Source organism: Gordonia sp. CPCC 205515 (assembly GCF_048537925.1).
Classification (GTDB): domain Bacteria; phylum Actinomycetota; class Actinomycetes; order Mycobacteriales; family Mycobacteriaceae; genus Gordonia.
The window spans coordinates 419829-434691 of sequence record NZ_JBCLVJ010000002.1 but is presented as its reverse complement, the minus strand read 5'-3'; the positions used below and the strand labels follow the sequence as shown (position 1 = coordinate 434691).

Annotated in this window: 15 protein-coding genes; 6 read left to right on the top strand and 9 right to left on the bottom strand. The window is 67.5% G+C overall.

The window, feature by feature from the left end:
- Positions 1–3 precede the first annotated feature (3 nt).
- The 3 genes from AAFP30_RS02320 to AAFP30_RS02310 all read right to left on the bottom strand — a co-directional run bounded on the left by AAFP30_RS02320 (position 4) and on the right by AAFP30_RS02310 (position 2615).
- The gene (locus tag AAFP30_RS02320) at positions 4–1155 is read right to left on the bottom strand and encodes an acyl-CoA dehydrogenase family protein (RefSeq protein WP_419228210.1); all 1152 of its coding nucleotides are present in this window, start codon (positions 1153–1155) and stop codon (positions 4–6) included.
- Between the two features lie 102 nt (positions 1156–1257).
- Positions 1258–1866, bottom strand: coding sequence for a TetR/AcrR family transcriptional regulator (locus AAFP30_RS02315; protein ID WP_419228209.1), 609 nt, complete (start codon positions 1864–1866; stop codon positions 1258–1260).
- On the bottom strand, positions 1863–2615 hold the full coding sequence (locus AAFP30_RS02310) for an acyltransferase (RefSeq protein WP_419228208.1): 753 nt from the start codon (positions 2613–2615) through the stop codon (positions 1863–1865). Before AAFP30_RS02310 ends, AAFP30_RS02315 begins: the two co-directional genes overlap by 4 nt.
- A gap of 98 nt (positions 2616–2713) precedes the next feature.
- On the opposite strand from AAFP30_RS02310, the gene AAFP30_RS02305 reads away from it, so the two are divergent.
- From AAFP30_RS02305 to AAFP30_RS02295, 3 genes are all read left to right on the top strand, one after another.
- Positions 2714–4054 carry a PQQ-binding-like beta-propeller repeat protein gene (locus tag AAFP30_RS02305; RefSeq protein ID WP_419228207.1) on the top strand — a complete coding sequence of 447 codons (1341 nt, stop codon included), beginning with the start codon at positions 2714–2716 and terminating at the stop codon, positions 4052–4054.
- Positions 4055–4335: 281 nt separating this feature from the next.
- On the top strand, positions 4336–4632 hold the full coding sequence (locus AAFP30_RS02300; RefSeq protein WP_419228647.1) for an HNH endonuclease: 297 nt from the start codon (positions 4336–4338) through the stop codon (positions 4630–4632).
- A 22-nt stretch (positions 4633–4654) separates the two neighbouring features.
- Positions 4655–5617: an aldo/keto reductase gene (locus AAFP30_RS02295; RefSeq protein WP_419228206.1), complete on the top strand. Its 963-nt coding sequence runs from the start codon at positions 4655–4657 to the stop codon at positions 5615–5617.
- Positions 5618–5624: 7 nt separating this feature from the next.
- Here AAFP30_RS02295 and AAFP30_RS02290 read toward each other — a convergent pair whose 3' ends face one another.
- On the bottom strand, positions 5625–6611 hold the full coding sequence (locus tag AAFP30_RS02290; protein WP_419228205.1) for a GlxA family transcriptional regulator: 987 nt from the start codon (positions 6609–6611) through the stop codon (positions 5625–5627).
- A gap of 54 nt (positions 6612–6665) precedes the next feature.
- Between AAFP30_RS02290 and AAFP30_RS02285 the strand changes: the two genes are divergently transcribed.
- Entirely contained in the window at positions 6666–7991 is a 1326-nt protein-coding gene (locus AAFP30_RS02285) for an MFS transporter (RefSeq protein WP_419228204.1), read from the top strand.
- On the opposite strand, the gene AAFP30_RS02280 is transcribed toward AAFP30_RS02285, so the two are convergent.
- The 3 genes from AAFP30_RS02280 to AAFP30_RS02270 are packed head-to-tail and all read right to left on the bottom strand — an operon-like array spanning position 7911 to position 10948.
- Complete coding sequence (locus tag AAFP30_RS02280) at positions 7911–9122, bottom strand: THUMP-like domain-containing protein (RefSeq protein ID WP_419228203.1); 1212 nt, start codon at positions 9120–9122, stop codon at positions 7911–7913. The two genes, AAFP30_RS02285 and AAFP30_RS02280, sit on opposite strands and share 81 nt — an antisense overlap.
- A 24-nt stretch (positions 9123–9146) precedes the next feature.
- Positions 9147–10112: a class I SAM-dependent methyltransferase gene (locus AAFP30_RS02275; protein WP_419228202.1), complete on the bottom strand. Its 966-nt coding sequence runs from the start codon at positions 10110–10112 to the stop codon at positions 9147–9149.
- Positions 10113–10159: 47 nt separating this feature from the next.
- Positions 10160–10948, bottom strand: a complete 789-nt coding sequence (locus AAFP30_RS02270) for an enoyl-CoA hydratase/isomerase family protein (protein ID WP_419228201.1) — start codon at positions 10946–10948, stop codon at positions 10160–10162.
- A gap of 57 nt (positions 10949–11005) precedes the next feature.
- Here AAFP30_RS02270 and ligD point away from each other — a divergent pair, with 57 nt between their 5' ends.
- Positions 11006–11989 (top strand): non-homologous end-joining DNA ligase, encoded by a 984-nt coding sequence (gene ligD, locus AAFP30_RS02265; protein WP_419228200.1) that lies wholly within the window; start codon positions 11006–11008, stop codon positions 11987–11989.
- Positions 11990–12002: 13 nt separating this feature from the next.
- Here ligD and AAFP30_RS02260 read toward each other — a convergent pair whose 3' ends face one another.
- Together AAFP30_RS02260 and AAFP30_RS02255 are read right to left on the bottom strand one after the other, a co-directional pair.
- The gene (locus tag AAFP30_RS02260) at positions 12003–12824 is read right to left on the bottom strand and encodes an NUDIX hydrolase (RefSeq protein ID WP_419228199.1); all 822 of its coding nucleotides are present in this window, start codon (positions 12822–12824) and stop codon (positions 12003–12005) included.
- A 9-nt stretch (positions 12825–12833) separates the two neighbouring features.
- Positions 12834–13700: an ABC transporter ATP-binding protein gene (locus AAFP30_RS02255; RefSeq protein ID WP_419228198.1), complete on the bottom strand. Its 867-nt coding sequence runs from the start codon at positions 13698–13700 to the stop codon at positions 12834–12836.
- Between the two features lie 100 nt (positions 13701–13800).
- On the opposite strand from AAFP30_RS02255, the gene AAFP30_RS02250 reads away from it, so the two are divergent.
- Complete coding sequence (locus tag AAFP30_RS02250) at positions 13801–14793, top strand: LLM class flavin-dependent oxidoreductase (RefSeq protein ID WP_419228197.1); 993 nt, start codon at positions 13801–13803, stop codon at positions 14791–14793.
- The last annotated feature ends 70 nt before the right edge of the window (positions 14794–14863 follow it).

Sequence of the window (14863 nt, the reverse complement as noted above, 5' to 3'; positions counted from 1 at the left end):
AGGTCACACCAACGGCGACGTCGGCGGCAGGCCGAGGGAGATCCGTCCCACCTGCTCGCGACTCACTCCCCAATCCCAGAACGCGTGCGTGGCAATCACATTCACGTCGCGGAAGACCCGCTGCAACGGCACATCGAGGTTGAAGCTGGACGCACCCGCATTGTGCATCAGGTTGTTGACCGAGGTGCGGCACAGTTCGACGATTGCCGCCGCGCTGCCTTTCATCCGCGCCCGGTCCTCGATGGTGAATTTGCCTTCGTGGGTTTCGGTTTCGCGGATGAGGTCGAGGACCAGACGCTCGGCCATGTGCGCTTCGATGCGCGCCTGGCCGAGCAGGATGTGTGCGTACTTGTCGTCGGTCGACGTGGCCCCGGTGTAGGTGCGGGTCCGGCGTCGGGTGATCTCGTCGAAGGAGTTCACCGCGCCGCGCAAGGCGCCGGAGAAAACCGGGATCGCCTGGCAATAGATGAACGCGAGCAGCGGCAGGTGGTACATCGGATCGTCGAGCGCCTGGGCGTTCTCACAGTTGGCAGCGCCGGCGACGCGCAGTGGAACGGACCGGTGGTCGGGCACGAACACGTTGTCGACGATGATGTCGTTGCTGCCGGTGGCGGCCATCCCGGCCATCTGCCAGACGTCGTCGACCTTGGTGTCCTCGGCGGGCATCGCGAACATGTAAGGCGCGCCGTCCGAGGCGAATCCGGACAGGATGACCCAGTCGGCGTGCATGACCCCGGTCCCCCACGGCATCCGCCCGGAGACCGTCCAGCCTCCGTCGCTGCGCTCGGCCTTCGCGACCGGCGCCATGGTTGCCGGCGCCATGATGTACGGCCGTTCGGCAAAGAATTCGGCTTGCGCCTGCTCCGGGAATCGGGTGGCGAACATGCCCGAGTGACCGGTATAGAACGCAAGAATCCAGCCGGTGGAAACACAAGCAGCACTGATGATCTCGACGATCTCCCGGTGGGTGTCGAGACCGAGTTCCGAACCACCCCAGCGCTTCGGGGTGAGGATTCCGATCAGATCCGCCTCGACGAGTTCCCGAATCGAATCCGGGTGCGGCGCCCGCAACTCCTCGGCCTCGCGCGCCCGAGCTGCGATCCCCGGAGCCAGTTCACGAGCCCGGGCAACCGCCTCGTCGTGGGTCAACGCCATGTTTCGCACCTTTCACTCACATCCCGCCGCCCCGCGACGGCACCCGACGAGTGATCCCCGCCACGCGACCAGTCTGACAGCCGACCTGGCTTCTGACAAGTGTCAGGAGGTGAGGTCGAGGGCGCTGATCACCAGTGCCGCGAGTTCGTCGGCGTGGCGGGTCATCTCCGTGCTGTCGGGATGCGGGGCACGACCGAGATGGGTGGCGAGCGGCGCGTGGGTCATCCCGAGCATCGGTCCGACGATGACGAAGAACAGCACGTGCCGCGGCAGGTCAGGGACGGTTCCGGACGCCTGGAGACGCCCGATGGGGGTCCACATGTGCTCGAGTGATGGGTCGATGTAATGGCGGTAGAGATAGTCGAGGCGCTCGGAATCGCGGCCCGATTCGTCGATGAGCAGGCGATGCAGGTCGGGGTGGTCGACCGCGCTGCGGTAGAAGCCGCGGATGGTGCGGCGCACGTAGACGTCGTCGGGAAGCGCCGGGTCCGGCGTCGACCACACCGACGCATCGCGGCACGCGAAGTCGACGACGGCGTACCAGAACGCGGCTTTGGAACCGAACCGGTCGCCGATGAAGTTGCGGTTGACACCCATGCGGGCGGCGAGTTCGCGGACGGTGGTGTGGTCGTAGCCGAGTTCGGAGAACGCGGCGAGCCCGCGCCGCAGGATCTCGTCGTCGGCGCCGTCGGGTTTCCCGGGACTGGTCACGGTTTGTGGTGTGCCGCAGCGGCTTTCTTGCGTTCGATGTCGGCGAGAGCGCGTTCGAGTTCGGCGCGCTCCGCCGCCGTCGACGCCCACGCATCCTTGCGGTTCTTGACCACTCGAGCCGGCGCCCCGACGGCGATCGAGAAATCGGGGATCTCGCCCTTGACCACCGCGTGCGAGCCGAGCACACAGCCGCGGCCGACGATGGTGTTGCGCAGCACCGACACCTTGGCCGCGACCCAGGTGTCCGGTCCGATGCGCACCGGCCCCTTGGCGATGCCCTGGTCCTTGATGGGCAGGGTGATGTCGTCCATCTTGTGGTCGAAGTCGCAGATATAGCACCAGTCGGCGATCAGCGTCGATCCGCCGATCTCGAGATCGAGGTAGGAGTTGACGACGTTGTTGCAACCGAACACGGTTTTGTCGCCGATTTTGAGGCTGCCCTCGTGGCAGCGGATGGAATTGCCGTCGCCGATGTGGACCCAGCGCCCGATCTCCATCCGCGCCATCTGTGGGGTGGCGTGGATCTCGACGTTGCGGCCGAGGAACACCATGCCGCGCAGCACGATGTGCGGGTTGGCCAGCCGGAAGCGCGCCAGCCGGTAGTAGCGCACCAGGTACCAGGGGTTGTAGGCCCGGTTGCGCAGCACCCAGCGCAGCGAGTCGACGGTGAGGAACCGGACCTGGGCGGGATCTCGCCGACGGCCGGCCCGCCAACGGGACCGGTAGGAGGCATTCCACATCGTCGTCATGACGACAAACCCTAATCGAGAAGAATTCCGGGCACGATAGGCTCATCGCTGGCCCGTCGTCCGGCGTGGCCGACGCGCTCGATCAGACAGGAGCCCCGATGGTGCAAGCAGCCGACCGGCGCCGCACGGCCCGTCGACTTCCCGCCACCGTCGCCACCCTCCTGGTCAGCGTCGTCGCACTCGTTCTCGCGGGCTGCTCCGACGGCCACATCGACGTCCGCTCCCTGCCCAGCCCGGGCTGGTCGAGCTACGGCGGCAACAACGGCAACTCCAACTACGCCTACCCGAGCGTCCCCGATGACCTGGAGTTGAGCTGGACCCGCCCGACCGGGGGTCCCATCACTGCGCCGATCACGCTGTCGAATCAATCCAACGTGGGCGTCACCGCAACCACCGACAACGGCTGCAACGTGTTCGTCCTGGATCCGCGGACCGGACGCAAGAACTTCTGTAAACGCATGCGTGAGGGCATCGGCGTCAACACGTTGCTCGTCGACCAGTACGACCAGCCCTACATCGGCGAGGCGGCCAAGTTCCTCGCGTTCAATGCCGGCGGTGCGATCCGCTGGCAGATGCCGGTGATCGGGGTGCCGCTGTCGGGGAAGTTCGCGGCGCCCGGCGAGGTGCTGGTGACCACGACGCAGGGACAGATCCTGCTGATCAATTCCCAGACCAACGAGTTCACCGCACCCGAGGTTCGGTTGCGGGCCGACGCCAACCCCGACGATGCACTGCAGGGCCTCGGCGAGTGCGTGACCAACGGCCCGCGCTGCGCCATCCCCGCGCCGGCCGCCGTGGACATGGATCACGAGCGGTTCTTCCTCAACTTCTGGCCGCAGGGCGCGATCGCCTCACAGGTGCGCGCGATGGCCTACAGCAAGGAGAACGGTGCGCGGGTGGTCCGCGAGATCTGGCACGCCGATGTGCCCGGCGGCGTGATCGGACCGACGACGCTCTCGGCCGACGGCAACACCGTCTACGCGTTCAGCCGCCTCGGGCAGATCGTCGCGCTCGATGCCGCGACCGGTAAGACCAAGTGGAGCTACAACAACGGCGGCTACGGCTTCGCGACGATGTCGGTGTCCCCGGACGGGCTGATCATGCCGACCGGCGTGCTCGGCGCCCCGTTGGTCCTGCTCCGCGACAAGGGCGATCACGTCGAAAAGGTGTGGCAACGCGACGATCTCGCCACCGTGAGCCTGTCGACGCTGACCGCGCAGAACACTGCCTGGACCGTGGTGCGCGACGCCGGCAAGAACTCGTTGTCGCTGACCGAGGTGTCGACGTCGGACGGGAAGACATTGCGCACGTTGGCATTGCCGGAAGCTGTGGGATTCACTACCGGTGTCGCGGTCTCCCCCAAGGGCCAGATCGCCGTCGCCACCAACATCGGCAAGGTGTACTTCTTCGACTCCAAGAGTGAGATCGAGGGGCAGTAGCGCGGCCCACCGCAGTTGACAGCGCCCGCGTCCCTGTCGACAGCGCCCACGCTCCCGTCGACAGCGCCCGCGTCTCCGTCGACAGCGCCCTCCCACACGTCGACAGCGCCCTCCCACACGTTGACAGCTCCCACGCCGGGCGCTGTCGATGATTATCTGGGCGCTGTCAACGGGATCGGCGCGGCAGACCCGACGTCTGGCTGCGGCCCGTTACCGTGATCGACGTGGCCGCACCCAACCGCACTCGTGCCCGCCGGTACGCACGTCGTCGCCAACGACGGATGGACGCCGTCGAGCACGACCTGACCGCCGAGCAGTGGACCCGCCTACAGTCGCTATGGGGTGGCTGCGCCTACTGCGCCAGAACGGATTCGGCGATGCAGAAGGACTGCGTGCTCGCCATCTCGCGGGGCGGCCGGTACACCGTGACCAACGTCGTACCGTGTTGCCGGTCCTGCAACGCAGGCAAGTGCAACACCGAGGTCACCGCCTGGATGCGCCGCAAACGGCTCGACGAGAAGCGGTTTCTGCTGCGCCACGTCGAGATCTGCGCGCTGATGGTCGACGACGAACAGTGAGGGTCGGCCGAACGGAGCAACGATGACAGCAGACGTGAGCACACGACTCGGTCTCGGACTCGCCGCACTCGGACGACCCGCCTATATCACCGCCGGGCGCGACCACGACCTCGCCGGCCGTGGCGTCGAGCAGATGCGGGCACGCACCGCCGAGGTGCTCGACGCCGCCTACGCCCTTGGGATCCGCTACGTCGACACCGCCCGCTCCTACGGGCGTGCCGAGGAGTTCCTCGCCGACTGGATCGCCGCGCACCCCGAGATCACCGACGTCACCGTCGCCTCCAAATGGGGCTACCGCTACGTCGGTGACTGGCAACTCGACGCGGCGGTCCACGAGGTCAAAGACCACAGCCTCGACGCGTTCACCGAACAGTTCGACCAATCGCGCGCACTGCTCGGCGACCGCCTCGGGCTCTACCAAGTCCACTCCCTGACCGACGACAGCCCACTCTGGCACGACACCGACCTGCAGCAGGCCCTTGCCGCATTGCGCGACAACGGAACTCGTGTCGGCCTGTCTACGTCCGGCCCTAATCAAGACCGCGCGATTCGCGCAGCAACCGATCTCGAGGTCGACGGCGCACCCCTGTTCTCGTCGATCCAATCCACCTGGAATCTCCTCGAGAGCTCGGCCGGACCGGCACTCACCGAAGCACACGACCGCGGGTACGCAATCGTGGTCAAAGAGTGCCTCGCCAACGGACGGCTCGCGCCCGGGAGCGACGACACATCGGCCGGCGTGCGGGTGGCCCGAGAGGCGGCGGCGACCGTCGGCCTGAGTATCGATCAACTCGCTGTGGCCGCGGCCATCGCCCAACCATTCAGTCCTCGTGTGCTTTCCGGGGCCGTGACCGTCGACCACATCGAATCGCATGTCAGCGGCGCCCAGCGCACGCTGTCCGAGAGACTTCTCGAGACGCTTGCCGTCTCGGCCGAGGACCCGGCGAGCTATTGGGCGTCGAGGTCTGCCCGCGCGTGGTCGTGATGAACTGTCACCCAGCCCGACTCCCCGCGAACGTCTTCCGATACGCCGACGGCGACATCCCGAGTTCACGGCGAAGGTGATGTCGCAGGTTGTCGGCCGACCCGAGTCCCGACCGTTCGGCAACCTCGTCGACCGAGAGGGATTGCGTCTCAAGGAGTTCCCGCGCATAACCGACCCGCTGCCGCAACACCCACGCGCCCGGGGACAGTCCGGTCTCGTCATGGCACCGCCTGCTGAAGGTGCGGGCACTCATTCCGGCGTGCGCGGCAAGTTGCGCGACGGACAGCGATTCGGTCAGGTGCGCCGTCGCCCACTCGCGGGCGGCGGCGGTGCTGCGCTGATCGGCGTCGGGCAGCCGGCGTTCGATGAACTGCGCCTGCCCACCTTCCCGCCACGGCGGCACCACACAGTATCGCGCAACGTGATTGGCGACCGCGGTACCGTGATCGTGTCGAATGATGTGCAGGCACAGGTCGATTCCCGCAGCCAGACCCGCCGACGTGAGCACGTCGCCTTCATCGACGAACAGCACCGACTCATCGAGGGCGACGTCGGGGAAGAGTCGCCGGAACTCGTCGGCCTGCCGCCAGTGGGTGGTGGCGCGACGGCCGTCGAGGAGTCCGGCCGCCGCGACGACGAATGCCCCTGTGCAGATGGAGACGATGCGGGTGCCGGGGCGGATGGTGGCGAGCGCAGCCGTTTGCTCATCGGACAGAACTCCACTACTGCGGGCCGGTTCGCTGCGGGTGCCGGGCACGATCACCGTGTCAGCCTTCGCCAGCGCCTCGGGTCCGGCTGCGGCGATCATCGCGTACCCGGTGGTCGATTCGATCGGCCCAGGCTCGAGCGTGCAGGTGATCACGTCGTAGAGCGGCGCCCCGGTCGCGTCGACGGCCTGTCCGAACAGCAGTGACGGCATGGTCGCGTCGAAGCCGACGGTGGGCGGCAGCCAGAGCACCACGACACGATGCCGATTGGCAGAATCTTCCGACATATTGGCAATCATGCCACTGGTGTCAATGCCATCCCATCCGAGATGATGGTCGGCATGACGAGAACACCCGTGTTGGGGCGTGTGCACTGGGCGTGGTGGGTTGCGTCCGCGAGCTTCATCGCGATCATCGGCGCCGCGGGCTTCCGGGCCGTGCCGAGCGTGATGATGGACCCGCTGCACATGGAATTCGGCTGGTCGCACGCGACGATCGGCGCGGCCATGTCGATCAACATGATTCTGTTCGGGGCGACAGCGCCATTCGCCGCTGCCCTCATGGACCGCTTCGGCATCCGGCCTGTGCTGACCGGCGCGCTGCTGCTGATCGCGGCCGGCACAGGGTTGTCGGTGTTCATGTCCACCGGCTGGCAACTATTGCTGCTGTGGGGTGTGCTGGTCGGCCTGGGCACCGGATCGATCTCGATGGGCTTCGTCGCGACGGTGTCCACGCGGTGGTTTGTCGCGCGGCGCGGCTTGGTCACCGGCATCCTCACCGCGGCCGGTGCCACCGGCCAGCTGATCTTCCTGCCACTCGTCGCCCACATCACCGACTCCTATGGGTGGCGCACCGCATCACTGATCGTCACCGCCGCCGCACTCGCGGTGATCCCCATGGTGTGGTTGATGATTCGCGATCATCCACGCGACGTCGGTACCGTCGCCTACGGCGCGGCCCCGGACGCCCCCGAGGAGGCACTGCCCAACGGCAGCTTCAGCGCCGCGGCGCGGGGCCTGGTGCAGGGCGCGCGGGTGCCCGCATTCTGGTTGCTCGCCGGTAGTTTCGCGATTTGCGGGATGACCACCAACGGGCTCATCGGCACCCACTTCATCCCGGCCGCCCACGACCACGGCATGCCGACCACCGTCGCCGCATCCCTGCTGGCGACCATCGGCATCTTCGACGTCGCCGGCACCGTGTTCTCGGGTTGGCTGACCGACCGTGTGGATGCCCGACTCCTACTGGTGATCTACTATCTCGGTCGCGGAGCGTCCCTGCTGGTGCTGCCGATGCTGCTCTCACCGCACGCCGAACCGAGCACCTGGGTGTTCATCATCTTCTACGGTCTGGACTGGGTGGCCACGGTGCCGCCGACCATCGCGATCGTCCGCGAATACTTCGGCGCATCGACGCCGGTGGTGTTCGGGTGGGTGTTCGCGTCCCATCAGCTCGGCGCTGCGGTGGCCGCGTTCGGCGCCGGCTACATCCGCGACGCACAGGGTAGCTACGACAACGCCTTTCACATCGCGGCCGGGTTGTGCGTGATCGCCGCGGTGCTGTGCGCGGCGATCAAGCGACGACGGTCAGAACCGGCGGCCCTCGTCACAGACAATCCCGACACCCTTACGGCCGATCCGGGTGAGCACCAGGGTCAACGCCTGTGACCCCTTGAGCTTCAAGCGCTTCCGCAGCCGATCGGGATCGACGTCGATGCCGCGCACCAGGATTTCCAGGCGTCCGCAGTCTCGGGCAGCGAGCACCTTGCGTAGTTCCCGCTCGCCGGTTCCGGTGACCTCGAGGACCCGGAATCCGCGCTCGCCCGCCGGGACCGCCGCACCGGTGAGGTAGGCGATCTGCGGATCGAGCTGCCACAGCCCGTGCCGCGCAGCATAATTGCGTACGAGACCGGCGCGCACGACCGCACCGTCGGGATCGACGATCCACTCCCCGATCTCGCCCGGCGCACTACTGTCGCCATCGGCATCGGTGACCTCGTAGGCATCCACGGTGCCGTCGTCGGCGGTGCGCAGTACGGTGGCACGTTGCGTGGGTTCACCGGCACGTTCGGTCCACAGGCACGCCTCGCGGACGGCGCCATCGAGGGAAACGACCTGCACCTGTCCGGAGAAGCCGAATCGTTCGCGTAGGAGTCGATAGTCCAGTCCGGGTGCACATTTGACTGCCTGCGGACGACCGGCATAGGTGGTCAAGAGCTCCAGCAGCGGCGGAGTCAGCTGGTCGAGGCGAAACACTCGCCCTGACCCGGTACGGCGCGCCGGGTCAGCGAGCACCACATCGGCGGTCGACGTCGGGGTGAGGGCGTCGGCGAGGAGCAGGGTCGCACGATGCCCGACTGCGGCGGTGTTGTAGGCCGCCATCGCCACCCGCACCCGATCCAGATCGCTGCCGATGACGCCGGCAATCCCCTGCCGCGCACCGAGTTCCATCAACTCAGCGCCGATGGAGCACGTGATGTCGTGCACCACCGCACCCGGGTAACGGCCGGCGATCTCGGCGGCGCGATGGGCCGCGACCGCGGTCGCCGTCGCCTGTTGCAACGCGTCGTCGGTGAACAACATCTCTTCGGCCGCACGGAGTTTCGCCCGGCCACGTCGTCGACAGAGCGCCGTTTCGATGAGCGCAGCATCATGCCCTGGGTAGCGCGATCTGACTTGGGCGATGTCGGACAGCATGGTCTGCTTGTCCAGCGGTAGTGCCGCGACGATGTCCAGCGCCTTCGCTCCGTGGCGGGAGCGCAGGAACGTGACGTCGTCGTCAGTGAATGCGTAGCCCATTGTCCCCGACCCGGACCACGTCGGTTACGGCTTGGTGCCGGTCACGATCGCGTTGTAGAAGAACTTGGGCGGCACCACTTTCCGCAGCACCTTCTCGTCCAGCCAGCTCAGTCCCTTCCAGCCGTTGAACGCGAACTTCGCCCAGCCCCAACCCAACTTCTCCGGCGGGACGGCCGCCTCGAAGGTGCGCACCGGCCAGCCCAGCATGGCGGCGGCGAGTTCTTCGGTGGCCGTCTCGACCTGCGTGGCACCGGCATTGGCGGCCATACGTTCGAGGTCGGCGGGATCGAAGGTGTGGATGTCGACGACCGCCTCCAGTGCCGCGGCCCGCGACGACTCGTCGAGTTCAGCCTGCGGACGACGCCACGACTGCAGCGGCCCGAACTTGGTGATGTTGGTGGTCGCCGCCCAGGTGGCGCGGCTCATCCAGCGGGCGTAGAAGTCGCCGATCGTGGTCGGTTCGCCGGCGAAGACGAATCGTCCGCCCGGCTTGAGGACCCGCAGCACCTCGCGCAGCGCCTGCTCCACGTCCGGGATGTGGTGCAGCACAGCGTGTCCGACGACGAGATCGAAGGTGTTGTCGTCGTAAGGGATCTTCTCCGCGTCGGCGACCCGGCCGTCGACGTCGAGGCCGAGGTTTTCAGCGTTGCGCAGCGCGACCTTGACCATGCCGGGTGAGAGGTCGGTGACCGATCCCTTCTTCGCCACCCCGGACTGCATGAGGTTGAGCAGGAAAAATCCGGTGCCGCAACCGAGTTCCATGGCCCGCTCGTACGGCAGCGGTGCGTCGGCGGCGACGGCGTCGAAACGTCCACGCGCGTAGTCGATGCAGCGTTCGTCGTAGGAGATCGACCACTTGTCGTCGTATGTCTCGGCCTCCCAGTCGTGGTAGAGCACCTGCGCGAGCTTGGTGTCCTCGAGTGCGGCCTTCACCTGCTCCTCGGTGGCGTGCGGGTTGGGTTTTGGGTCGCTGTCGGGTGTCACGGTCATCGGTCGATCGCTTCCTTCGTCGGTGGTCGCTGCGGTGGATTCAGGGGTCACTTGCCCAGGAACTTCGCCTTGCCGGGTCCGTTCTCGACGAACGACTTCATGCCGATCTCGCGGTCCTCGGTGGCGAACAGCGCGGCGAAGACGTGTTCTTCGATCTTGAGTCCGGTCGTCAGGTCCACGTCGATGCCCTGATCGACGGCCTTCTTCGCGGCCGCCAGGGCAATCGACGCCGAGTTGGCGAACTGCCCGGCCCACGTCAGCGCGGCGTTGTAGACCTCGTCGGGGGCGACGACTTCGTCGACGAGCCCGATCGCGAGGGCTTCCTCGGCACCGACGAAGCGGCCGGTGAAGATCATGTCCTTGGCCTTGGCCGGGCCGATCAGCCGCGCCAAGCGCTGGGTGCCGCCACCGCCGGGGATGACGCCGAGCAGCACCTCGGGCACACCGAGCTTGGCGTTGTCACCGGCGATGCGGCGATCGGCGCTGAGCGCGACCTCGAGGCCACCACCGAGCGCATAGCCGGTGATCGCGGCGACGGTCGGTTTCGGGATCTCGGAAATCGACCCGAGATCCGACTGGAGACGCCCCGCGATCTTGCTCATCTCCGCGTAGGTCACGTCGTTGAGTTCTTTGATGTCCGCACCGGCGGCGAGGACCTTCGGTCCTCCGTAGATCACGACGGCCTTGATGTCGTCGCGTCGCGTGGCCTCGTCGGCCGCCGCCGCGAGTTCGGCCTGCACCTGGCGGTTCAGCGCATTCATCGGCGGACGGTTGAGCAGGATGGTGCCCACGCCGGGGTGGTCTGCGGAAGTCTCGAGTGTGACGAACTCAGGCATGTGCGAAGGCTACCGTTTGCCCGACCGCCGATGCTGCGCAGGCCATACAGTTGGGCCATGGCCACGGCGTCGAAGTCAGCGGGTGAGCCCGTCGAACTGCAGGTGGGCGGCCGCACCATCCGATTCTCGAGCCCCGATCGCGTCTACTTCAGCGAACGCGGCGAGACCAAACTCGACCTCGCCCACTACTACGAGTCGGTCAGCGACGGCATCGTCCGCGCCCTGCGCGACCGCCCGTGCATGCTGCACCGCTTCCCCAAGGGCGTCGACGGCCCGAAGGTGCACCAGAAGCGGCTGCCGGCAGGGGCCCCGGACTGGGTGGAGACCGTCGAACTGTGGTTCCCGCGCTATGGACGCACCGCCGACGAACTGTGCGTCACCGAGCTCGGCAGCGTGATCTGGGCGGTGCAGATGTCGACCGTCGAGTTCCATCCGTGGAACTCACGCCGCGACGACCCGGAATCACCCGACGAGTGGCGCATCGACCTCGACCCGATGCCCGACTGCCCGTTCAGCCGCATCCAGCGGGTGGCGCACGTCGTCGAAGAGGTCCTCGACGAACTCGGCATGCGCGGCTATCCCAAAACCTCCGGCGGCCGCGGGCTGCACATCTATGTCCGCATCGCCCCCGAGTGGGGATTCCCGCAGGTTCGGCAGGCGGCGCTGGCCTTCGCCCGGGAGGTCGAACGCCGCGCCCCCGACGACGTGACCACGACGTGGTGGCGCAAGGACCGTGATCCGGCGGCGGTGTTCGTCGACTACAACCAGAACACCCGGGACCACACGATGGCCGCGGCCTACTCGGTGCGCGGGAATCCGCGGGCGACGGTGTCGGCGCCGATCGAGTGGACAGAAATCGACGACATCGCCCCCGATGACTTCACCATCGCGACCATGCCCGTACGGTTCGCCGAGCTCGGCGACCTGCACGCCTCGATCGACGACGAGGCGTTCCGGCTGGACACGCTGCTCGAGTGGGCCGAACGCGATGACGCGGACGACCCGGGCGGCGAGCCGGACGTGGTCGATCTGGACGACTGAACGACTGAACGACTCAGACGATGTCGGGTGCGCCCAGCTTGTCCAGCACCGCGAGAAAACGGTCGGATCCGGGGAAACTCAGGCCGGCAATACCCAAACCCGGGGTGTGATCGGGTTCGATCGGCGTAATGGACACCTCGGCGGCCAGCACGTCGGCGACCGAGTCGAAGCCCGCGAGATAGGTCAACACCGACCACGTCGGCGGCAGCAGGTAGTGCTGGCCGTCGGCCCACGCGTCGATCGCGGCCTGCGGCCGCACCCAGCGGGCCACCTCGGCCTCGCTGGTCTGGTCGTCGGCATCCTGCCCGTCGGGCAGCGCGGCCAGGAAGAAGCGGGTGTCGTAGCGCCGCTTCTCGATGATCGGGGTGATCCAATGGGCAAGCGGCCGAAGCAGATCCGACCGCAGAGTCAGTCCCTCGCCCCGGAGGAAACCGGCGAGCGACACGGTCTTGTCGACGAGTTGCGCGCGCTGAGTGGCGAAGCCTGCGGGATCGACCGACTCGCCGCCGGTGCGGGTCGCCAGCAGGACTCCGCATTCTTCGAAGGTCTCCCGGACCGCGGCACACACCAGCTCCTGCGCGGTCGGTACGTCCGTGGCGAAGGCATCCGCCCACCACTGCACGTCGGGCCCGGTCCAGTCGAGGTCGGCCTCGGCGTCACGCGGGTCGACGCCGCCGCCGGGGAACACGGTCATGCCGCCGGCGAACGCCATCTGTTTGACGCGACGCTGCAGGAACACCTCGATGCCGTCGGCCGAGTCGCGGACCAGCGCGACGGTGGCCGCACCGCGCAGCGGGGCCGGTTCGATGGGTGTGGAATCGTCGGCTGCGGTCATAGAGAGAACTTAGCCCGCCGCGCGACGATGCCCACCCGGGCGTCGGGTCCGGCGCGCGAAATACCGACCGTCGACGGTGGACAGGGTGATCTGCTGCCGGAACGCGGTCGACAGGTTTGCGCTGGTCAGGACGTCGTCGAGCAGGCCTTGCGCGACGACGTCACCCTCGGAGAGCAGCAGCGCGTGGGTGAAACCGTCGGGGATCTCCTCGACGTGGTGGGTGATCAGCACGGTGGCCGGGGCGTCGGGGTCCAGGGCTAGTCGAGACAGCCGGTCGACGAGTTCTTCACGTCCGCCGAGGTCGAGGCCGGCGGCGGGTTCGTCGAGCAGCAGCAGTTCCGGGTCGGTCATCAGTGCTCGGGCGATGAGCACGCGTTTGCGTTCGCCTTCGGACAGCGTGCCGAAGCGGCGGTCGACGAGATGTTCGGCGCCCATCGACTCGAGCGATTCGATGGCCTGCGCACGGTCGATCTCGTCGTAATCCTCGCGCCACCGCCCGATCACCGAGTAGCCGGCGGACATGACCAGGTCGCCGACGAGCTCGTCCTCGGGCACCCGCTCGGCGATTGCCGAGCTGGCCACGCCGATCCGGGTGGACAACTCGCGGACCTCGACCTTCCCGAGTTGTTCGGCCAGCACGAACGCGGTCCCCGAACTCGGGAACAGCTGGGCGGCGGCCATGCGCATCAGCGAGGTCTTGCCGGCGCCGTTGGGGCCGATGACCACCCACCGCTCGTCGAGTTCGACCGCCCACGAGATCGGCCCGACCAGGGTTTTGCCACCCCGCACGAGGGTCACGTCGCGGAAGTCGATGAGCAGATCCGGGTCGGCTTCGAGGTCGTCCGCGTCGGTGGTCGGTTCAGTCGCGTTGGTCACTCCCCTATCGTGCCCTACCGTGTCCGACCTCACGTGGACCGACTCGACTCATGGTCGTGGACAAGGGAATAGGTGCAGCCGAAGATGCCTTGAGCTTCACATGAGTGTTGATCTGTCGATCCTCGACCTCGCGCAGGTCGGTGCCGATGAAACCGTCCGCGACAGCTTCGCGGCCAGCGTGGACATGGCCCAGCGCGCGGAGACCTGGGGATACAAGCGCATCTGGTACGCCGAGCATCACAACATGTCGACCATTGCGTCGTCGGCGCCGGCCGTGCTGATCGCGCACGTCGCCGCCAACACGCAGACCATCCGCCTCGGCGCCGGCGGCGTGATGCTGCCCAACCACGCCCCGCTCACCATCGCCGAACAGTTCGGCACCCTGGCCTCCCTGCATCCCGGCCGCATCGACCTCGGCCTCGGCCGCGCGCCGGGCAGCGACCAGCAAACCTTCGCGGCACTGCGACGCACCATCGCCGACGCCGACCGCTTCCCCTCCGACGTGCTCGAACTGCAGGGCTTCCTCACCGGACACTCGCGCATCGAAGGCGTCCGCGCCACCCCCGGCGGCGTCGACGTGCCGCTCTACATCCTCGGATCGTCGTTGTTCGGTGCGCAGCTCGCCGCCGCCCTCGGCCTCCCCTACGCCTTCGCCTCACACTTCGCCCCCGCCGCACTGCTCGATGCCGTCGCGCTGTACCGACGTGAGTTCCAGCCGTCGGAGCAACTCGACGCGCCGTATGTGATCGCCGGGGTCGGGGTCATCGCCGACGACGACGAGGCCGTCGCTGCCGACCAGCTGTTGCGCGCCAAGCGCGCCCGGGTCACCGCACTGTTCGGCCGCGCCAACGGACGCAAGTTCACCGACGAGGAGGCCGACGCCATCCTGTCGCTGCCGCAGGGCCGCCAGATCGATCAGATGATGCAGTACGCCGGGGTGGGCACGCCGTCGCAGGTGCGCGAGTACCTGGACTGGTTCGCCGGGCACGCCGACGCCGACGAGTTGATCGTCGCCTCCCTGGCACCCGACCGTGGGGTGTGGCTCAACACCTTCGGGCACCTGGCGCCGGCGGCGGCACCGGTGAACAGCTGATTGCCGCTCGTCGCTCCTGCTGGCCGAAGAGCGACGAGCGAGCTGCGAGCCCGACGCCGCTCCTTGATGG